Source organism: Thermomonas sp. S9 (assembly GCF_024704365.1).
GTDB lineage: Bacteria > Pseudomonadota > Gammaproteobacteria > Xanthomonadales > Xanthomonadaceae > Thermomonas.
Map to the genome: position 1 here is coordinate 1648095 of NZ_JAJDFY010000001.1, position 18728 is coordinate 1666822.

Sequence of the window (18728 nt, forward strand, 5' to 3'; positions counted from 1 at the left end):
TCCTTAGTCTACCGCGGACTTGCGTTTGGCGGTGCGTTTCGTGGTCGCCCTATCTCGGCTGATGGGCCGCTTGGTCATGTTCTGAGCCTGGGCCAGCGTTGCCTGCAATGTTGCCGGCAGATCACCCAACCGGTCCAGCTGTTGCTCAAGTGCCTCGGCCCGCCCTCGCTGCAACCCGGCCTCGCGCTGGGCCGCGACCGTCGCCGCCACAGCCTCCTCGCGCTGTTGCCGCAACAATTGCTCGCTGACCGTACGTTCTCGGGCCAGCGCGGTTAGTTGGGCACGGAGGTCCTTCGTCTCCTGCCGAGCTCGGTCAATTTCGCCGTGAGCGCGGTCTTCAGTGGCGCGCAGGTGCTGAGCGTGAGCCGCTTGTTCCGTCGCTGCGACAGCTTCCTGCTGCCGTAGCCGCTCCGTGAGTTCGAGCAACTCGGCTTCTTGCCGGTCGTAGCGGGCCTGCAGGGCGTCTCGTTGCTGGGCCAGATCGACCAGCTGCAGCGCTTGCTGCTCATTGAGTCGCTGGACGTCGTGGAGGCGGGTCTCGGCTAAGCCCTTGGTGATTGCCTCCGAGGAAACGCCCCGGCGCCAGCCGACAAACGCCCATTTACCGACCCACAATCGCCCGCGTTTCGTACCGCCTCCAAGAAAACGCCCGGACGAAGGAACAACCGCCGACAACACGCCCATTGTTCTCCGGCGACTGGCGGATCGCAACCGCTGAATTGGCGGCCTCGCACCTCGCTAGATCCTGGCAAGTGGGCGGCCGGCTGCTCGTGCCGGCTAACAACATGCCCTCTGGTTTCTTCAACGCTACGAGAAGATGACCTGATGTCGACCACGGTCGCTCAGCCGGCTCCTCGAGCTTGGTCAGCAACAGCAAGCGTGGCCCCAAGGCAATTGCCAACACCGCTCCAAGGACGCCATCAGAACTTCGACGGCCCCGGCCTTGTGCTGGCCACCGCACAGTTCAGTGCTCCGCGCCGGCGCTCTTCGTGTACACCCTACGCAGTCTGAGCTGTACACAGAAACCTTGGCGCAATATCGGGTGTACGCCTAATCTAGCTGAAGGCATCCAAAACTAGCCAACACCCGCGCCTTCTCCCTCAAACGGCGTGCTCTTTTGTCCTCACCCGCAAACGTACGCATACATCACTAACGACAGCATGCTCAGCGCAGAGTTGATTGAATAGGCCTTGCACTCCAGATGTGCCAAGCCTATCCAGATGGCGACGTCAACAACGCTTATCACATCATCAGTTCAATTGCGGCCCATAGAAGCGCTCGACACCACGTTGGAGCAGGTAGTCGGGCCTACCCTTTTGTGGGTTGAAGGTAGCCATATCCATGTAAATGCCAGCTTCTGCGCACAGTGTTTGGATAGCCGTAGTGCTCGCACGAACCGCCCGCTCCGCGTGTTCCGGGCCTACGCCGATGGCCACGAGGAATCTACTGGCTCCCTCAAGCTTTAGGAGGCGCGGGCTGTTTGCCAGATGAAAGGTGGGAACGCTTGGCGGCACGTTGAGGCTTCGGCTTGGGGTTTGCGTGCTCAAGAGCTTGATGGAGCGCAGAGGGCAGGTCCTGGAACCGCGCCAGTTGTGCATCGAGAGCTTCCGCTCGTGCACGTTGAGCTGCGGCATCACGACGAGCGTCCGCTGCTTCAGTCCGGGCGGCCTCGATCTCCTTGAGCTGAGCTTTACGCGCCGCATCGTGCTCGCGGGTCACTGACGCCAATCGTTGTTTCAGCTCCAGTACCTCCTGCCGGCCACGATCCACCTCAGCATGGGCCCGATCCTCAACAGCGCGGACATGTCGAATGAGGTCGTCTCGCTCTGAAGCTGCTTGATCCTGCTGTGTCTGCAGGCGTGCCTCTGCCACCTGGCGCTGGGTTTCGGCTTCCCTCACGCGAGCATGTGCAGCCTCGCACTGACGAGCAAGTTCCTCATTCTGCCCCTGCAGTTGATGAACAAGGCGCTCCAGCTCCACTGCTCGGCCTGGGCGAGTTCCCGCAGTTGGGCAGCATCCGCGGCCTGGTGGCGCAGGAGGGCTTCTTCGTCACGGAACGCTTCTTTGGCCGTGTTCAACGCGGCTTGTTCGGCCTGCAGGGCAGCACGTCTTTGAGAAATGGCGTCCTCTGCATTGGCGCGGGCATGTTCCATCGCCAGAGACCACCACTCTCCTGCCAGAAAGGCCAACGCATCTGGGGCCTGCGGCAATGCACGATGCGCTTGTTGCTTCTGCAATCGCTCACCCAACTGCTTCCACCAGGTATCCAGCCACCGTGTGACGGTATTGGGCGAACCGGTCCCCAAGTGCGCGCGGATCCGCTCGACGGTCGGGCGTTCTCCGGCGGTGATGATCTCGTCTGCGGCCGTGTGGACGTCGGTTTCGGTGATGCCCTTGGCCATGGCTTGTGCCTCCTACGCGGCCGCCCTACTCTGCTGATTTCGTACTAGCGATAAGTGATGATTATCGCTAGTAAGTACCCTCTTTCATAACGTACATTACATAGTATGAAGCGAAATAGCACATTGCCCGTCGCCCTAGCGACAGCCGCAAATCTGGTCCTGCCGGAACAGCTTGCCCAGCAGGCCGCCGATGCGGTGCGCGAACTGCTCGCCGAAGCGGCCGCGGCCAACACGACCCGCAGCTACGCCACTGCCCTGCGCTACTGGGCCGGCTGGCACCAAGCCCGCTACGGCATTGAGCTGGCCTTGCCGGCGAGCGAGGCTGTGGTGATCCAGTTCCTGGTCGACCACATCCAACGCAAGGCTAAGAGCGGCTTGGTCAGCGAGTTGCCGACGGCGATCGATGAGGCGCTGGTCTCCGCCGGACTTAAGGCCAAGGTCGGGCCACTGAAGCTATCGACGGTGGTCCAACGAGTCGCTGTGCTGTCTACGGCGCACAAGCTCAAGCGTCTGGCTAACCCCTGCGAGCTGCCGAGCGTCCGAACCCTGCTCAGCCGGGCGCGGCGCGCGGCGGTCAAGCGCGGGGAGCGCCCGACCAAGAAGACCGCGATTACCCGTGCCGAGCTCGAGGCCATGCTAGCCACCTGCGATGACAGCCTGGAAGGCCGGCGTGACCGTGCCCTGCTCTACTTTGGCTTCGCCAGCGGCGGGCGCCGGCGTAGTGAGATCGCCGCTGCCGACATGCGGGACCTGCGCAAAGTCGGCGAGGATGGCTACATCTATCGGCTGGAGTACTCCAAGACCCAGCAAGCAGGGGCGAAGGCAGATTCGACTCCGGACAAGCCGATCCTGGGGCGTAGCGCCGAAGCGCTCGCGGCGTGGCTTGAGGCCGCGGGGATCCATGAGGGGGCGATCTTCCGCCGTATCTGGAAGGAACGGGTCGGCCCTGCCCTGCTCCCGGGCTCCGTGGCTACGATCGTGAAACGGCGGGCCCGCCTGGCGGGGTTGGAGGGGGACTTTGGGGCGCACAGCCTAAGGTCGGGATTTGTCACCGAGGCCGGGAAGCAAGGCGTGCCGCTGCCGGCCGTGATGGCAATGACCGAGCACCGATCGGTGGCGAGTGTGATTGGGTATTTTCAAGCGGGTGCAGCCGAGGAAAATCCAGCGGCACGCTTGCTGAAGTAGTTTTGCTAACCGATGCGTGTCTTCCCATTTCTTATCGCCAGACTTGCGTCTGGCGATCGCATCAACTTTTGCCGTCACCGAGGCCACCACTTGCTCGTGCGGAATCAATGGTCGTGGATCACGGAGTGCGCGCAAAATCTTGGCTCTAAGCCACGCGTCGTACTCGTCCTGTGGCAGGCTGCTTTGATTGGTTTCGTCGTGGTGCATACCATCGCCCTCTCTTGAGAGCACGGTCGAGCAATAATCTGACAGCCGGCGTCAACCGCATACTCACGAGCCGAGAACGGAACTCCACCCGCGGCCGTGGCAGCGCTTGTATTTGTTGCCGCTCTCGCACAGACAGGCATCATGATCTCGCAGGCCCGAAGCGAGTGACACGCCAAGGAAGTCGCGTGCTTCCAGCAGCGGGAGTATTTCGTGCGCGGGGACACTAACGTGTCCGTACTGGGATATGCGCTCGCCCTTGTTCATGACCTGCACAATCAGCTCCGACACGCGGATGAAGTGGCGAATCACCTGGTCGTCCCTGAGGGGGGACCCGCACGTTATCCTTTGCTAGGCCCTGATAGCTCAGTCGTGGATCAGGCACAAACAGGATGTGCGTTTCATTCTGCGCTTTGGGAGTGATGTCGACTAACGCACCGGCCGGGCTTTTCCACACGGCGTGAAACTCGGCCTCTACTAGCACGTGCGGCCATTCCCACACCTGCCAACCACACAGCATCTGACCACCATCGCGTTCGAGCTTGGCTTGCACGTTGGGAAAGCATTCGTTGACGACGGCGCCCGCCTCGGGGTTCACGGGCAGGTAGATTCCGTTGCCTCCGGGCACCACCTTTTCGATCAGGCGCTTGATCGGCCGGGAAATCTCGCCAGGCGTGGTGGTGTGCATCAGCTCATCACCAAATTCCAGTCGATCTGATAACCCGCAGCATGTAACTCTTTGCCCAGCGCCAAGTGCCAACCGCCGGCCCCATCCATGTCGGTCCAGACAACTCCGGCGAAGTCACTGGGGATCGCCACCTGGCCTTTCCTCAGTGTGCATACGTTCTCTCGCCCTAGGCGGGCAATGAAGTAGCCCAGTTCCAGCAGCACGTTTTGACGGGCGCGGGGCTCCAAGGCGTCTGTGCCGTGCGCTCGACCCTCGTCATCGGGCGTGAGCAGCACGATCGCAAAGCCGACATCATCGTGGGCCTCGACTTTCTCGATGATGGTTCGCCCTCGGCTGGCCTGCTCGTGAAGGATGACCGGCACCAAGCCAAGCTTGGAGATGAAGCGAGCAGTTGTTTCGCGCGCCTCCCCATCGTGACCGTGGACGATGAAGATCTTGTTGGATTTTTCCTTGATCAAGGCTACTTTCACCGCGCCTCGCTTGCTGACATACGTCTTGTAGTCCCTCACGAAAGGAATGATCAGATCGCGCGTCATGGCCTGCAAGCCGGCCATGACGTGCGAACTGGAGTCGAAATACGTATGCGCAAAATCCAGTGCGTAGTCTGGCCGTGAGGTCACATCCTTTATCACCAACAGCATCATGCCAAGCTGCTTGATGGAATCCTCAGGCCAAACAAGCCGGTGGCTACCGACCATGCTGCCGCCGGTGGCATCGCTCTGGGCGAGAAATCGCGGGTAATCCAGCCCCTCGGTCAGGGTGCGATTGATGGTGCTGAGGTCTTCGTGGTTGAGCAGGCGACCCAACGTCCGCAACGGGCGTTCATAACTTTGGTAATTTGCGCCCTGAAGATCAAGAACGGCCGTCCTGATCTGGTCGAACAGGTCCACAGCGCTCATTCCAGATCACCCGCTAACCGCGCTTCTGCGGCGCGCTCGATGATTGCGTTGCGATACTGCTCTTTTAGCCCGTCCGCCAATTGAGCGACCAAAGGATTGTCTGCCCACGGTTGGACCTTGCCATCGATCAGGACTTTGGCCTGCTGTATGGCCGCCTCGATACTGGCCGGATCATGGGGATCGAAGCTTACGGTCCCCAAATCCCCATCGATTTCATCAATGGCCGCCTGCGCCTGGTCCAACTGCCGTGTTAGCTCATCAAGTCCGGTTATTTTGATCATGGTCGTGTCCCTGGTTGGGGCCTGCCTCAATAGGCGAGCATGCAGATGCTAAGCGCAGTCCGTCTCGGATGGCGAGACGCGCCGGGGCTTCTTGTGAGGGGTTCCAGCAGAGCCCAGTTTGACCAGAAGCGGCTCCAGGACCTTCAGGCGGGCGCCGGCACAAGGCGTCGGCTTCGGCCTGTTCTCGGCGCTCGCGCTCCTGGGCCGCCTGGGCCCGGTTTAGTATGAACGACGCCAACCCCTATCCGGCGGGGCTTCGGGCGCCAAGCCCGCGCTGCAGTCGTACAAGGATGAACATGCCGATTGAAAGAGTCGTCATCGAGAACTTCAAGGCTTTTGGCCACCTGGATTTGCCGCTCAACCCACATATGAATCTCATCGTGGGCAATAACGAGGTCGGCAAGTCCACGCTCCTGGAAGCGATTCATGCGGTCGTGACGGGCCAGCTGCACGGACGCGGCATCGCCTATGAGATCACGCCTTATCTTTTCCACCAGCCGGTGGTCGATGCGTACCTGACAGACCTCAGGCAAGGCCGGCCCGGTTCGCCGCCGCGCATCATGATCGAGGCCTACCTCGGGCGGGACGCAGCCCTGGCTTCGTTGCGGGGTACCAACAACTCCCTTGGTGCTGACATGGCCGGCATCCGGTTATTGGTCGAGCTCAATGAGGACTATCGCTCCGAGTTCGATGCTTATCTGCGTCAGCATCAGGGCGGCAGCTTGCCGGTGGAGTACTACACGGTGCGCTGGTATTCCTTCGCTAACAATGGCGTCACCGCCCGAAGCATCCCGTTTGACTCCACGATCATCGACACCACCAGTGCCAAGACCTTTTCAGGCACGGATCGCTACATCGGCAGCATCATCGACCAGGTGCTTTCACCCGCTCAGCGGGTGGCCCTGTCACTGAGCTACCGCCGGATGCGCCAGAGCTTCTCCCAAGAAACGGACGTAGCAGCCATCAATACCTTCCTGGCTGCGAATGCAGGCGATGTCAGCAGCAAGACCTTGACCGTTGGCGTGGACACCTCGGCGCGCTCGACGTGGGAGGCTAGTCTGTCTCCCTACCTGGACGATCTTCCTTTCACCCACGCCGGTAAAGGCGAACAGAGCGCGGTCAAAATGAAGTTGGCTATGCGGGCCGCTGGCGCCGCGCATGTGCTGCTGGTGGAAGAGCCTGAGAATCATCTGTCCTTTTCCAGCATGACCCAGTTGATCGATAAGGTCGCAGCCCTATCTACCGCCCAGCAAGTAATTATCGCCACACACAGCAGCTTCGTGTTGAACAAGCTTGGTGTGGATAACGTGATCCTCTTCGGTGCGCGAGGACACATCAAACTCGACCAGCTACCACCTGATACGCACGACTACTTCATGAAACTGCCGGGGCACGACACCCTGCGGCTGATCCTGGCCAAGCAAGCAATTCTGGTCGAGGGCCCCTCGGATGAGTTGATCGTCCAGCGCGCTTTCAAGGATCACCATGGTGTGCCTGCGCTGGCCCGGGGTGTGGATGTGATCTCGGTGAACTCCCTGGCCTTCAAGCGGTTCCTGCAGATCGCTGCACGTCTGGATATCCCAGCCCGTGTAGTGACCGACAACGACGGCGATGTGGCCGTCCTGCAGGAACGCTATAACGATTTCCTGAACTACATCTACTATGACTCCGATGAGGACGCTCCCTCGCTGGAACAACAGTTGATAAAGGCCAATACCCTGGCGCAGTTGAATCTGGTCCTGGATAAGACGTTCGCCGACGAGGCGGCGCTGTTGAAGTTCATGAAGGGCAACAAGACCGATACTGCTCTGGCCATCTTCAACAGCCCCCACTCGATCGTGTATCCGGACTATGTCCAGCGTGCCATCGCCTAATCAGGTACTGCTCTCGGCCGCCGGTTCCGGCAAGACGACGATGTTAGTGCGCCAGGCGCTGGCGCGCCCGCAACGCCGGATCGCCATCATCACCTACACTCTGGAAAATCTGGAGGAGATCCGTCAGGCTTTCGATCGCCACGCCGGCACGGTCCCCGTCCACGTCACGCTATACAGCTGGTATGGCTTTCTTCTGCGCGAGTGCATCCGGCCTTATCAACCCGCACTTTGCGCCCAACCAAGGGTTGAATCCTTCCTCTTCGTTGAGGGCAGGACCAACAACCGTGCCCCGCGCACCCAGGTGGCTCGCCACTATCTCGCCGGGGATAAGATGTACTCCGACCGCGCCGCTGACTTTGCCGTGCGATGTGATGAGCTCACGCGAGGTAAGGTCATCGAGCGCCTAACGGCCATGTACGATGAGCTCTACATAGATGAGATCCAGGATCTGGCTGGCTACGACTTGGACTTGGTCGAGCGCCTGCTCACCAGCGGAATTGAAATCACGCTGGTGGGTGATATCCGCCAGGCAACCTATGCCACGAACCACTCTCCCCGTCATCAGCAGTACCGGGGCGTAGCCATGGTGCAGCTGTTCCAGGATTGGCAGACACGCAACCTGTGCCAGATCCAGCATCGGGTGGTTAGCCACCGCTGCGCGCAGTCACTGTGTGATCTGGCAGATGCGCTGTATCCGAACCTGCCCCGGACCCAGTCAGGCAACACCGACGTGACTGGGCACGACGGTATTTATGTGGTGACACCGAACTTGGTGCAAAAGTATGTGCTGCAGTATGCCCCAACCGTCCTGCGGCATGACCGCCGCGAAACCTGCGATGGCTATTCTGCGGTCAATTTCGGTCAGGCTAAGGGGCGGACGTATTCGCGCGTGCTGATCTATCCCAATGGCCCCCTGACTCTGTTCCTGCGCACCGCCGACGCCTCCCGTATCACCTCACCGGCCAGGTACTACGTGGCCTTGACGCGGGCACGGCAGAGCGTGGCCTTTGTGATGGCCGGCGCCTGTGCCTGGCCGGGGCACCAGGTCTATGAATCCCCAGACTAGTGGGCGCGTCCGACGGCTTGGCACGGCCGTGAGGATTCCGTCATACGGATGCGTCAAGTCACCAGCCCGGGATTGCCCTTCATTGGTTCGTGATCACCTTGATGCTTGCAACGAGCACGCTCGCGCCGGCGCAGGCTCTTGCCGATGCGTTGGCAGCGCTGAAGGACGCCCACGCCGTGGCGACCGACAAATGGCGACGGATCAGCGTCGGCCTGTGGGGCTTGGCGGCGCTTAGCACGGGCCTAGGGAGGTGTGTTCGCCCTTGGCTTGACGAGCTGAAGCGTTCGGAGGGCGGCACTGCCGCTCTCCGTTCTACTTGAGGGTCGGCAGCCGCCACTCCCCTACCCCCGATAAATCTCCCTTATCTCGAATGCGTTGCCACCGGCGTTGGAACCCCACGATTGACCAGACCAAGCGCTACAGAAACCGGTGGAGCGCATAGTCAACGGTGGAATTCCTTCGCGAGCGCGATCGAGATTAATGCCTGCCCCATGTCGCCGAATAGCCAGAGGTAACGCTCTGGATCGAGCACAAAATCGGCCGGTGCTTGCGTGAGCGTGTTAGAAAGCTGGGTGACTACGTCCTCAAGTACGAGCCGGGCCGCGGCGTTCAGGCCGTCGGTGCTGACGGGGTTGGGCTGCGTCGCCTTAATGGCGCCCTCCCGCACCCATGCCCCCATCTGCGTGCCCGCGTTGCCATGCTCGGCAAACATGCTGATGTGGTTCACCAAGCGCTGCCGGCGCAGCGCGACGAAGTCTCGGATGGCCGCTTCCCTCGCCGGCGACGACAGTCCTCGGACCGCCTCGAATTCCTGTTGTGCCTGCTCGGCTTCGAGTCGGTCGCGCCGGTCAATCACGCGCCGCATGACGGCGGCAACCTGCTGCTGCATGCGGCCGCTTTGGAGCACCGCTTGCCCCAGGTAGTCCGGGCCGACCTGGTCGCCGATCAGCGCATGGTCGAATTCGTGGATCGTCCAGTCGTCGCCGTAGCGCGTCTTCAGCGGGTCGACGTGGACCACCACGGTGCGATCGGCCGTGTCAGGCGCGGCCTGTCCCAACCGGATGGTCCAGCACTGCAGGTCGAGCAGCGACAAGTAGGCCAGGACTTGCCCGGCACGAAGGCAGAGGACGATGGTGTGACCGAGCCCGGTTGAGGGTCGGCAGGGATTCATGCAAAAAACAGCCGTTCGGCGCCTAACCTTCTGATGTGAAGGGATTTTGGCTGCCAGGCGCAGTGGATTCATAGCGAAAGCTTGCGCTCCATCATGCCGGCCACAGGCTAGGTCTTTCGAGTCTGCCGGGATGGGACTGTCGATCGTTCCGGCGTTTCGGGCTTGTCTTCCTGTAAGCGCAATTGCGCGAGCAACTGCTCCAACGTCTCCAACCGGACGCCGGCGCGCAGCGCCTCCGCTTCAGCATGCTCGCGGCGCTCCCGTTCCTTCGCGGCGTCCGTGCGGGCGCCGGTCAGTTCGGTGTGTGCGGCTTCCAAGGCCTGGAGATCTTGCGCCCACCGTGCCTGCAGGGCCTGGTGCTCCACCGCTGTCTGTCGCAATGCGTCCAATTCCTGTTGCTGGGCTTGCGCCGCTTGGCGGGTTTGCGTCAATTCCCGTTCCAGGCGGCCGTGCCGTTCGAGCCACTGACTGTTGTCGCGGTTCAGTTGCAGCAGCTCGTGGTTCTTGGCGGTCAGGGCCTCATTGGCCTGACGCAGGGCGACCTGCAGTTCCTGGACCTGGTGTTCGTGCCGGCGCTGTTCCTGGTCACGCTGCTCCTTGACCGAGGTTCGGTAATGTTCCAGCGCCTCGCGGGCATGCTGGTGCCATGCGCCGCACTGGCCGTTGCCGTTGTGTTGGCTAGTCGCGCGTTATGAAATTGCGCCCGAACGGGCCTTACGTCGTGCCCGTCGTGCGTCGCGAGAATTCCCGCACCTCCCTGGATGACATCAGGGCGCCGATGACGATCTCGGCGCAATTCACATCACACCTCGCGCTAGACAACATCGATGTGGGCGATTTTCCGGAACCGTACGAAAACGAACTGATCTTGAGCTGCGTAGCGTGGTTAACCCGTGCTGTCACAGCAGGAACTGTTTTGCTGGATGGGCGGACACGGCACGGTGCCGTACGAGCAAAAAACACAACAGTCGCCCGGCTTGGGTTTCAGTAGCTCGCCGCAGCCCACGCACTCGTACAAGAACTGGCACGCCGTCGTCGGCATGGTTTCGACAGCCTGATGTCCACACTGCGGGCACGTCAGCGTGCTCTGCAACTGCAACTCAGCCACCCTTTGCCCTCACGCTGGCAGGAAAGCCGGCGTCCGTAATGGCACGCGTTACGACAGGCAAGCTTGTTCGCTCCGCGTCGAACGTCACGACCACTGTTCCCGCCTGGGTATTCACCTGCCTGCCCGTCACGCCCGGCACTTGGTCCAAGGCCTTCTCGATGGTGATGCTGCAAGCGGGACAGGTCATGTTCTTGACGTTGAGTACGACCTGCTTGGGTGTCGCCGCGATCGCCACGCCGACCCACGCCATCATCACCAAGCCCAATATGGATTTGCGCATCGATCAACTCCTACAGAAACCAGCCTACGTAATAGGGGAACAGCAGCAACAAGCCGATCAGCACCGTGGCGATCCACAGCCAACGCCTGCGGCGATACAGAACCCGAGGATCCACGCATTCTCCGTCGGTACGGCAGCGTGACGCCGGCCCATAGAGGGCCCAGAAAGCCAGACCCAAGCACCCCAGCGTGGCGGCACTGAACCAAGGTCGCCAGGCATCCAGCGCGGTGAGGTTGGCAATCCATGCGCCGCTGATGCCCAGCAGCACCAAAACCAGAGGCACCACGCAGCACACGGATGCCGCGAAGGCGGCAAGACTCGCCGCAATGATGGCGGAAGGGAGGATCTGGCAGGGAGTCTGGCCATGGGCGCATACTACGGTCCGTACCTTGGTACGGAGTCAAGTCATGGCCGCGAGCCCCCTCACTATCAGCAAACTGGCGGCTTCCGCCGGGGTGCACGTCGAAACCGTGCGCTACTACCAGCGCCGCCGACTGTTGCCGGAACCCCAGCGACCCCAAGGCGGTTTTCGCCACTATGGCTCGGCTGATGTCGCCCGCCTGCAGTTCATCCGGCGCGCCCAGGCGATGGGTTTTACCCTGGATGAAATTGCCGGGCTGTTGGAGATCAAAGGCAAGCGCGCTTGCGAACAAACGCGTCAACTGACCGCGCTCAAGCTGGTCGATGTTCGCCAACGACTCGATGCATTACACCGGTTGGAAGTCGATCTGATGAGCCTCATCGCCGAATGCAGTCAGGCGCCGGGCGGCGGTTCATGTCCGACACTCGAACTTCTCGATCGATCGTGATTTGGCGAATTCCCCCGCACTGGGACCGCGGCTCCAAGCAACGAAACAGCGCCGCGCAGTCGATCCCGGATAGTCAACGTGCGCTGTGGATCGCCCACTTGCCCACATCCATTGCAGCTTCCTTGAGTGCTTCCGGCAAGGTCGGGTGGGCATGACATGTACGCGCGAGGTCATCGGCAGCGCCGTGAAACTCCATGGCAACGACCGCCTCGTGGATCAGCGATCCGGCTTCGGGTCCCAAGATATGCACGCCCAAAATGCGGTCCGTCTCGGCATCGGCCAGTACCTTTGCCAATCCTTCGGTCTGGGCCTTGGCCCGGCGCGACTGTTGGCGTTGAACGGAAAACGCCCCACTTTGTAATTCACGCCAGCATCCTTCAGCGCTTCCTCGCTCAACCCGACCGATGCCGCCTCGGGCGCCGTGTAGACAATGGCGGGAATCGCGCCGTAGTTGACATGGCCAGGCAAACCGGCGAGTTGTTCGGCCAGGGCGATGCCTTCCTCGGTGGCCTTGTGCGCCAGCATCGGGCCGCCGATCACGTCCCCGATCGCGTAGATGCCTTCCACATTCGTGCGCCACTGCGCATCTACCGTGATGAACCCTTTGCGGTCGCGTGCGACGCCGATGGCATCCAGGCCCAGCCCGTCGGTGTATGGGCGCCGGCCGACGGATACCAGCACGCGATCGGCGCGTAGCTCCTCGCCAGCGCCTCCGTTTGAAGGTTCGACGGACAGAACCACGGCATCTCCGTCGATGCGTGCGGACGCCACCTTCTGGGAAAGCCGGAATTCAAAGCCCTGCTGTTGCAGCACCTTGTGCAACGCCCGCGCGAGTTCGGCATCCATGCCGGGTGTGATCCGGTCCAGATACTCAATCACGGTCACCTTGGAACCCAGCCGTTGCCAGACCGAGCCCAATTCCAGGCCGACATAGCCGGCGCCGATCACGACCAGGTGCTCGGGTACCTGCGCGAACGACAATGCGCCGGTGGAGGAGACGATCCGGTCTTCGTCGATCGGGACATTCGGCAAGGTGGCGCCCGCCGACCCCGTCGCAATCACGATCGCCTTGGCCTGGAGCGTCTGACTGGCGCCATCGGCGGCAGTCACGCTGACCTGGCCGGGGCCAGGAATCGATCCGGTTCCAAGCAGTCGCGTGATTTTGTGCTTGCGGAACAGGTAGTCGATGCCGTCGCCCAAGCCGGAGACCACCTTGTCCTTGTGATCCAGCAAATTCGCGAGATTCAATCGCAGGCCATCGAACTCGACGCCATGCGTGGCGAATTCGGTTTTGGCCGCCATGAAGCGTTCGGACGATTCCAGCAAGGCCTTCGAGGGAATGCAGCCGATGTTGAGGCAGGTACCACCCATGCGGGTGCGGGTTTCGACGCAGGCCACCTTCATCCCCAACTGCGCGGCACGTATGGCGGCCGGGTAGCCGCCCGGCCCGCCACCGATGATGACCAGATCGAACATCACATTTGCGTCCACTATTCGTTCTCCGTGAATGAGCCACGCGGCAAGCCGTTCTAGCCGCGCCGAAAGATGCCTTGCAACACCAGAATTGCGGCACCGGTGACGATGGCGACATCGGCCAGATTGAATGCGGGCCAGTACCAGTCGCGCCAATGCCACTGGATGAAATCCACCACATGCCCGCGCATGATGCGATCCACCGCATTGCCCAAGGCGCCTCCGATAAGCAAGGCGTAGGCAAGCGCCGGGGGCCATGCATGACGTGGCAGCTTGGTGAGCCAACGCGTCAACAGCGCGGCGATCGCCAGCGCAAGGAACGTCAGGACATGGCGTTGCCAGCCGCCGGCCGAGCTGAGGAAGCTGAAGGCAGCACCGGTGTTATAGGAGCGGTACCAGTTCCACCAGGAGTCGAACACGGGCACCGCCGTGTGCTCCGGCAATGCGGTCAGCACCCAGTATTTGGTGAGCTGATCGACGGCCAATACGGCGGCGGACACACCGAGCCACGGCAGCGCGCTTGGCATTCGCGGCACGCCACCCTGCGCGGTGCGTCTCTCACGCATGATTGCGCTCACGGGTCTGCCACGCCGCTCGCAGCAGCGCGGGAAGGCGCCGGGCGTCACGCGCCAGGAGCATGCCCGCCAGTGCCAGATAGAGCCAGGCGATGGCCGTCAGCACGAAGATTTCCTGCTCGGGGTTGGATTGATAGAAGAACGCCAGCATCAGCTGCCCGACGAACAGCACCGCCAACGCCACGGCGCCAACCAGGCTCAGCCGCATGCGCAGCAGCAATGCCAGTGCGAACATCGATTGCGCGGCGGTCAGGAAGAATTCCTCGTGCTGGCGTGCGTCCAATGGCAGCGAGGTCAACTCACCGGCACCAATGCTCATGGCAATCGGCAGCATGCCCACCAGCAGGGTCCATTGATTGATCTTGTCGCTGATCATCGTGGTCAGACCGGCGCGGGCGCGGCCATCCAGCACGAACAGGATCGCGATGGTGACCGCCGGCGCTTCGCTGGCCAGCGGTGCCAGCCACTGGATCAACAGGAACTCGTCCATCCCCAGGCGTCGACCCGAAGCCACCAGCGATTCGGCGAAGGGTTCGGCCGCCAGCAGGATCACGCCTGCGGCCGCCACACTCATCACTGCCATCACCGTCCAGCGCTTGCCGGGCGACAACTGCGCGATCACCGCGCCCGGGCCCGGCTCTTCGTCTTCTTCCTCTTCTTCGTTCTCGGCCTTTGATGTGCGCCACAGGTACAGGCAGAACAAGGCACCCAGCACGACGAAATCGAACAGGCCGATGCGGTTCTTGAGGATGATGACGAAGGCATACGCGCTCGCCAACGCAAGGAAGACGATTTCGACCGAATTTTCGACCTGCAACGCAATCCCGCGTTGCCGCGAGCGCCACCAGTGCAACCCCACCAGCAGCGGCCAGGCAAGCCCGATCAACAGGCGATTGGCACCGGTCATGTTGGCGGCGGCGTAGGCCACATACCCGGACGCCGGATCTTGGCCGGCGCGGTAGGCGTAGTAGAAGTCCACCGCGTATTCGGGCAGCACCGTGATAAGTGCGACCACCGCCAGCACGAAGCCGGTGGCGATGTACTTCTCGGCAGCCTCCGCGCCCCACGACAGCAGGAAGCCGGCGGCCAGAATCGCCATGCCGAACAGCACCATGTCGCCCAGGGCGCCGACGCTGCTCCCGGTCACACGCAGGTACAGCGCGGGCACGACGGCCAGCGCTGCCAACCCCACTGGAACCACGAATTCTCGGACTGCGCTGTGTGTTCGCATGACGTGCCAGCTCCCTTGGGTCCTACGCGGTGCCGTCGATGGGGAGTGCTTGCTCCACCGGGCTGACATAGACCCAGCCCGCGTCCGGTCGCCCCGTCCGCCCGACACGGCGGAAGATTTCCACAGCCCGGGCCACGTCTTCATCCTTGCAGAACAGCTCCATCTGCACCTCGTTGATCACCTGGTCGCCGAACTCGACCGAATACTCCTGCTCGCGTGCACTGAGTGCACGCAGCAGGCCCTTCACGTCGAACAGGCTCAGGCGCTGGAAGCCGGCGGCTTCCAGCGCGTGGATCAGGTCGGAGACCCGGTTGCGGTGCACGAACGCCTTGATCTGTTTCATCACACGGTCTCCTGCGGGTTGGATCCGGCCCCCTTGCGTTCGGCGCGGGTTTCAAGCCATTCGTACAGCACGGGCAACAGCACGAGCGTCAACAGCGTCGAACTGATCAGGCCACCCACCACCACCGTCGCCAACGGACGTTGCGTTTCCGCGCCGACACCGCTGGACAGCAGCATCGGCACCAGACCGAGGATCGCCACGCTCGCGGTCATCAGCACCGGTCGCAGACGCAGAGCCGTGCCCTGCACCACCGCTTCGCGCACCGACAGGCCTTTCTCACGCAGCTCGTTGAGGAAGCTCACCAGCACGATGCCGTTGAGCATCGCCACGCCGAATACCGCGATGAAGCCGATCGCTGAGGGCACCGACAGGTACTGGCCGGTGACAAACAAGGCCAACAATCCGCCAATGGTGGCGAACGGCACGTTGGCCAGAATCAGCGCCGCGTACTTGACCGAGTTGAAGGCGGTATAGAGCAACACGAAGATGAAAAAGATCGTGACTGGCACGATCAGCGCCAACTTGGCCAGCGCACGCTGCTGGTTCTCGAACGCCCCACCCCACTCGATCCAGTAGCCCGGCGGCAGCTTCACCTGCTGCTTAATCGCCGTCTCAGCGTCCTGGACGAAGCTATCGACGTCGCGGCCTCGGACGTCCATCTGGATCACCGCATAGCGTTGCAGTTGCTCGCGACGGACGAACGAGTAACCTTCGGCCACGTTGATGTCGGCTACCTCCGACAGCGGCACCAAGGCGCCGGTTGCCGTGCGGAGCGGGATGCGACGCAATGACTCGACCGAATCGCGTGTCGCGTCATCCAGCCGCACTGCGATATCGAAGCGTTTCACGCCATCGAGCAGTACGCTCACCGGTTCGCCGCCCAGGCCATTGCGGACGATGGTGAGCACCTCCTCAGCGTTCATGCCATGGCGGGCCAGTTCGTCGCGCTTGACCGCGATGCGAATCTGCGGCTTGCCGATGTTGGCTTCCAAAGCAAGGTCGGCCACGCCCGGCACCTTGTCCAGCACGCGCTTGATGCGGCCGCTCAGCTTGTCGAGTTCGCCCAGGTCTTCACCGTAAAGCTTCAGCGCCAAGGTGGCGCGCACGCCGGAGATCAGTTCCTCCACGCGCATCTGGATCGGTTGGGTGTAGCCGGGCACCACGTTCGGCACGACCTTCTCCAGCGTCTCCTGCATCGCCGCTTCGAGCTGCTTGATGTCGCGGCCCGACTTCCACTCTTCCTCGGGTTTGAGCGCGGTGTAGATCTCCATGTAATTGACGTCGGCGGTCTCGCCCTTCTCGGCACGGCCGATCATCGCCAGCGTGGTCTCGACCTCCGGGAATTGCTTGAAGGCCGCGGCGATGGTGTTGCTGGTCTTGATCGATTCGTTGAGCGAGGTCGACGGGATGCCCGTCACGCGCCACATGATCGAGCCTTCCTGCAGTTGCGGCATGAACTCCTTACCCAGGAAAGGGAACAGCGCCAGGCTCGCGACCAAGGCGACAAGCGCGCTGATCACGACCACTTTCTTGCGGCCCAGCGCCTTCGCCAACAGCGGCTGATAACCACGCTTGATCCTGGCCACCAACCACGTATCGCGCTCGGGCTTGGGCTTGAGAATCATCGACGCCAAGACCGGGATCAGCGTCAGGCTCAGGATCAGCGAACCGGCCATCGCGAAGGCGATGTTGAATGCCATCGGCTTGAACATCTTGCCTTCGAGGCCTTCCAGCGCGAACAGCGGCAGGAACACCACGATGATGATGCCGATCGCGAACGTGATTGGATTGGCCACTTCCTTAGCCGCGGCCAACACCGCAGAAGTCTTGTCGACCTTCTCTCCGTGTTCCAACCGCTCCGCCATGATCCGGAAGGCGTTCTCCACCATTACCACCGCGCCGTCGACCATCATGCCGATGCCGATCGCCAGGCCCGCGAGCGACATCAGATTGGCGGACAAGCCGACCTGCCCCATGCCGATGAAGGCAATCAGCATGGCCAGCGGCAGTGTGACGATCACGACCAGCGCTGAGCGGACCTCGCCCAGGAACAGGAACAGGATTACCGCGACCAGCAGCGAGCCTTCCACCAGCGCCCGCACCGCGGTTTCGACCGCCTTGTTGACGAGGTCAGTGCGCTCGTACATCGGCTTGAGCACCATGGTCTTCGGCAGTGCATCGCGCACCACGTCAAGCTTGCCCTTGACCGCCTCGACCACGTCCTTGGCGTTCTCGCCGATGCGGGCCAGCGCCTGGCCCATCACGACTTCCTGGCCGTCGCGGGTCACCGCACCGAAGCGCGGCGCGGGGGCTTCGACCACGGTTGCCACGTCACGCAGATACACCGGCACACCGTCCTCCGACTTGAGCACGATCGCGCCGATGTCCTCGGTCGACTTCAGCAAACCCAGACCGCGCACCAGGAACTGCTCGCGGCCCACGTCCATCACGTTACCGCCGACCTGGCCGTTGTTGGCGGGGAGCGCGTTGATGACATCGCCGAAGCCCAGCCCGCGGGCGTAGAGGCGTTGCGGATCGATCTGCACCTGGTACTGGCGTTCGCCACCGCCCCAGGAACTAACGTCGTCCACGCCCGGTGCCGTGCGCAGGATCAGCCGCACGGTCCATTCCTGCCAGGTGCGCAGGTCCATGTCGGTGACCTGATCCTTGCTGACGCCGGGCGCTCGTTCGACGGTGTACCAGTAGACCTGCCCCAGGCCCGACGTGTTCGGGCCCATGCTGGGTTTGCCGTAACCCTCTGGCAGGCGGTCGCCGATTTCCTGCAGGCGCTCGTTGACCAGTTGACGGGCGAAGTAGATGTTCATGTCGTCCTTGAAATAGACCGACACGTACGACAACCCGAACAGGCTGACCGAGCGGATTTCCTGCACCTTCGGCAAGCCGGCCAAGGCCGACTCGACTGGGGTGGTGAGCAGTTGCTCGACATCCTCGGCGGCCAAGCCGGGGGATTCGGTGTAGACATTGACCTGGACTGGAGTGACGTCCGGAAACGCATCGATCGGCACGTTGCGCACCGCGCTGATGCCGAGGAAGGCCACCACCGCGAACACGATCAGGACCAGGAACTTGTAACGCAGGGAGAGTTCGACCAGGCGATTCAGCATGGCGCACCTCCCGC

19 protein-coding genes and 3 pseudogenes are annotated in these 18728 nt (G+C 62.2%); 4 read left to right on the plus strand and 18 right to left on the minus strand.

Annotation, left to right across the window (positions count from 1 at the left end; genetic code table 11):
• Positions 1-3: 3 nt before the first annotated feature.
• The 3 genes from LJB71_RS08215 to LJB71_RS08225 all read right to left on the minus strand — a co-directional run bounded on the left by LJB71_RS08215 (position 4) and on the right by LJB71_RS08225 (position 2402).
• The gene (locus LJB71_RS08215) at positions 4-684 is read right to left on the minus strand and encodes a hypothetical protein (protein WP_259303814.1); all 681 of its coding nucleotides are present in this window, start codon (positions 682-684) and stop codon (positions 4-6) included.
• 771 nt (positions 685-1455) lie between these two features.
• A complete protein-coding gene (locus LJB71_RS08220; RefSeq protein WP_259303815.1) occupies positions 1456-1899 on the minus strand; it encodes a hypothetical protein in 444 nt (147 codons plus the stop codon).
• Positions 1896-2402, minus strand: coding sequence for a DNA-binding protein (locus LJB71_RS08225; RefSeq protein ID WP_259303816.1), 507 nt, complete (start codon positions 2400-2402; stop codon positions 1896-1898). Before LJB71_RS08225 ends, LJB71_RS08220 begins: the two co-directional genes overlap by 4 nt.
• Positions 2403-2507: 105 nt before the next feature.
• Between LJB71_RS08225 and LJB71_RS08230 the strand changes: the two genes are divergently transcribed.
• On the plus strand, positions 2508-3587 hold the full coding sequence (locus LJB71_RS08230; RefSeq protein ID WP_259303817.1) for a site-specific integrase: 1080 nt from the start codon (positions 2508-2510) through the stop codon (positions 3585-3587).
• 93 nt (positions 3588-3680) lie between these two features.
• Here the strand turns inward: LJB71_RS08230 and LJB71_RS14655 are convergent.
• The 4 genes and pseudogenes from LJB71_RS14655 to LJB71_RS08245 form a co-directional block, all read right to left on the minus strand.
• Positions 3681-3794 (minus strand): annotated as a pseudogene (locus LJB71_RS14655) (hypothetical protein); the annotation flags it as partial.
• 223 nt (positions 3795-4017) lie between these two features.
• Positions 4018-4479 (minus strand): hypothetical protein, encoded by a 462-nt coding sequence (locus LJB71_RS08235; protein ID WP_259303818.1) that lies wholly within the window; start codon positions 4477-4479, stop codon positions 4018-4020.
• On the minus strand, positions 4479-5369 hold the full coding sequence (locus LJB71_RS08240; RefSeq protein WP_259303819.1) for a nucleotide-binding protein: 891 nt from the start codon (positions 5367-5369) through the stop codon (positions 4479-4481). The genes LJB71_RS08235 and LJB71_RS08240 overlap by 1 nt, the downstream gene beginning before the upstream one ends.
• A 5-nt stretch (positions 5370-5374) precedes the next feature.
• Positions 5375-5659: a hypothetical protein gene (locus LJB71_RS08245; RefSeq protein ID WP_259303820.1), complete on the minus strand. Its 285-nt coding sequence runs from the start codon at positions 5657-5659 to the stop codon at positions 5375-5377.
• A 296-nt stretch (positions 5660-5955) separates the two neighbouring features.
• On the opposite strand from LJB71_RS08245, the gene LJB71_RS08250 reads away from it, so the two are divergent.
• Together LJB71_RS08250 and LJB71_RS08255 are read left to right on the plus strand one after the other, a co-directional pair.
• On the plus strand, positions 5956-7533 hold the full coding sequence (locus tag LJB71_RS08250; RefSeq protein ID WP_259303821.1) for an AAA family ATPase: 1578 nt from the start codon (positions 5956-5958) through the stop codon (positions 7531-7533).
• Positions 7511-8599 carry a UvrD-helicase domain-containing protein gene (locus LJB71_RS08255; protein ID WP_259303822.1) on the plus strand — a complete coding sequence of 363 codons (1089 nt, stop codon included), beginning with the start codon at positions 7511-7513 and terminating at the stop codon, positions 8597-8599. The genes LJB71_RS08250 and LJB71_RS08255 overlap by 23 nt, the downstream gene beginning before the upstream one ends.
• Positions 8600-9041: 442 nt before the next feature.
• On the opposite strand, the gene LJB71_RS08260 is transcribed toward LJB71_RS08255, so the two are convergent.
• The 5 genes and pseudogenes from LJB71_RS08260 to LJB71_RS08280 form a co-directional block, all read right to left on the minus strand.
• A complete protein-coding gene (locus tag LJB71_RS08260; protein ID WP_259303823.1) occupies positions 9042-9692 on the minus strand; it encodes a hypothetical protein in 651 nt (216 codons plus the stop codon).
• Positions 9693-9877: 185 nt separating this feature from the next.
• Positions 9878-10414, minus strand: a pseudogene (locus LJB71_RS08265) (transposase); the annotation flags it as partial.
• Between the two features lie 242 nt (positions 10415-10656).
• Complete coding sequence (locus LJB71_RS08270) at positions 10657-10878, minus strand: GDCCVxC domain-containing (seleno)protein (protein ID WP_114958865.1); 222 nt, start codon at positions 10876-10878, stop codon at positions 10657-10659.
• On the minus strand, positions 10871-11158 hold the full coding sequence (locus tag LJB71_RS08275; protein ID WP_114958864.1) for a cation transporter: 288 nt from the start codon (positions 11156-11158) through the stop codon (positions 10871-10873). The genes LJB71_RS08270 and LJB71_RS08275 overlap by 8 nt, the downstream gene beginning before the upstream one ends.
• 10 nt (positions 11159-11168) lie before the next feature.
• Positions 11169-11453 (minus strand): mercuric transporter MerT family protein, encoded by a 285-nt coding sequence (locus tag LJB71_RS08280; RefSeq protein WP_310649407.1) that lies wholly within the window; start codon positions 11451-11453, stop codon positions 11169-11171.
• Between the two features lie 112 nt (positions 11454-11565).
• Between LJB71_RS08280 and LJB71_RS08285 the strand changes: the two genes are divergently transcribed.
• Positions 11566-11967 (plus strand): MerR family transcriptional regulator, encoded by a 402-nt coding sequence (locus LJB71_RS08285; RefSeq protein WP_114958862.1) that lies wholly within the window; start codon positions 11566-11568, stop codon positions 11965-11967.
• Positions 11968-12040: 73 nt separating this feature from the next.
• Here LJB71_RS08285 and LJB71_RS08290 read toward each other — a convergent pair whose 3' ends face one another.
• The 6 genes and pseudogenes from LJB71_RS08290 to LJB71_RS08315 form a co-directional block, all read right to left on the minus strand.
• Complete coding sequence (locus LJB71_RS08290; RefSeq protein WP_259304771.1) at positions 12041-12373, minus strand: hypothetical protein; 333 nt, start codon at positions 12371-12373, stop codon at positions 12041-12043.
• A pseudogene (lpdA, locus tag LJB71_RS08295) lies at positions 12337-13443 on the minus strand (dihydrolipoyl dehydrogenase); the annotation flags it as partial. The gene LJB71_RS08290 and the pseudogene lpdA, both read right to left, overlap by 37 nt.
• A 53-nt stretch (positions 13444-13496) precedes the next feature.
• Positions 13497-13967, minus strand: coding sequence for a signal peptidase II (gene lspA / locus LJB71_RS08300; protein WP_114958860.1), 471 nt, complete (start codon positions 13965-13967; stop codon positions 13497-13499).
• A gap of 31 nt (positions 13968-13998) precedes the next feature.
• A complete protein-coding gene (locus tag LJB71_RS08305; RefSeq protein WP_114958859.1) occupies positions 13999-15207 on the minus strand; it encodes a sodium:proton exchanger in 1209 nt (402 codons plus the stop codon).
• A gap of 61 nt (positions 15208-15268) precedes the next feature.
• Positions 15269-15589, minus strand: coding sequence for a P-II family nitrogen regulator (locus LJB71_RS08310; protein WP_259303825.1), 321 nt, complete (start codon positions 15587-15589; stop codon positions 15269-15271).
• On the minus strand, positions 15589-18714 hold the full coding sequence (locus LJB71_RS08315) for a CusA/CzcA family heavy metal efflux RND transporter (RefSeq protein ID WP_114958857.1): 3126 nt from the start codon (positions 18712-18714) through the stop codon (positions 15589-15591). Before LJB71_RS08315 ends, LJB71_RS08310 begins: the two co-directional genes overlap by 1 nt.
• Positions 18715-18728: the final 14 nt, after the last annotated feature.

Excerpts from the sequence above, each read along its gene's own strand:
- LJB71_RS08215 (WP_259303814.1), bottom strand. The coding sequence starts at position 684 with ATGGGCGTGTTGTCGGCGGTTGTTCCTTCGTCCGGGCGTTTTCTTGGA.
- LJB71_RS08225 (WP_259303816.1), bottom strand. The coding sequence starts at position 2,402 with ATGGCCAAGGGCATCACCGAAACCGACGTCCACACGGCCGCAGACGAG.
- LJB71_RS08230 (WP_259303817.1), top strand. The coding sequence starts at position 2,508 with ATGAAGCGAAATAGCACATTGCCCGTCGCCCTAGCGACAGCCGCAAAT.
- LJB71_RS08235 (WP_259303818.1), bottom strand. The coding sequence starts at position 4,479 with ATGCACACCACCACGCCTGGCGAGATTTCCCGGCCGATCAAGCGCCTG.
- LJB71_RS08245 (WP_259303820.1), bottom strand. The coding sequence starts at position 5,659 with ATGATCAAAATAACCGGACTTGATGAGCTAACACGGCAGTTGGACCAG.
- LJB71_RS08250 (WP_259303821.1), top strand. The coding sequence starts at position 5,956 with ATGCCGATTGAAAGAGTCGTCATCGAGAACTTCAAGGCTTTTGGCCAC.
- LJB71_RS08255 (WP_259303822.1), top strand. The coding sequence starts at position 7,511 with ATGTCCAGCGTGCCATCGCCTAATCAGGTACTGCTCTCGGCCGCCGGT.
- LJB71_RS08275 (WP_114958864.1), bottom strand. The coding sequence starts at position 11,158 with ATGCGCAAATCCATATTGGGCTTGGTGATGATGGCGTGGGTCGGCGTG.
- LJB71_RS08285 (WP_114958862.1), top strand. The coding sequence starts at position 11,566 with ATGGCCGCGAGCCCCCTCACTATCAGCAAACTGGCGGCTTCCGCCGGG.
- lspA (WP_114958860.1), bottom strand. The coding sequence starts at position 13,967 with ATGCCAAGCGCGCTGCCGTGGCTCGGTGTGTCCGCCGCCGTATTGGCC.
- LJB71_RS08310 (WP_259303825.1), bottom strand. The coding sequence starts at position 15,589 with ATGAAACAGATCAAGGCGTTCGTGCACCGCAACCGGGTCTCCGACCTG.
- LJB71_RS08315 (WP_114958857.1), bottom strand. The coding sequence starts at position 18,714 with ATGCTGAATCGCCTGGTCGAACTCTCCCTGCGTTACAAGTTCCTGGTC.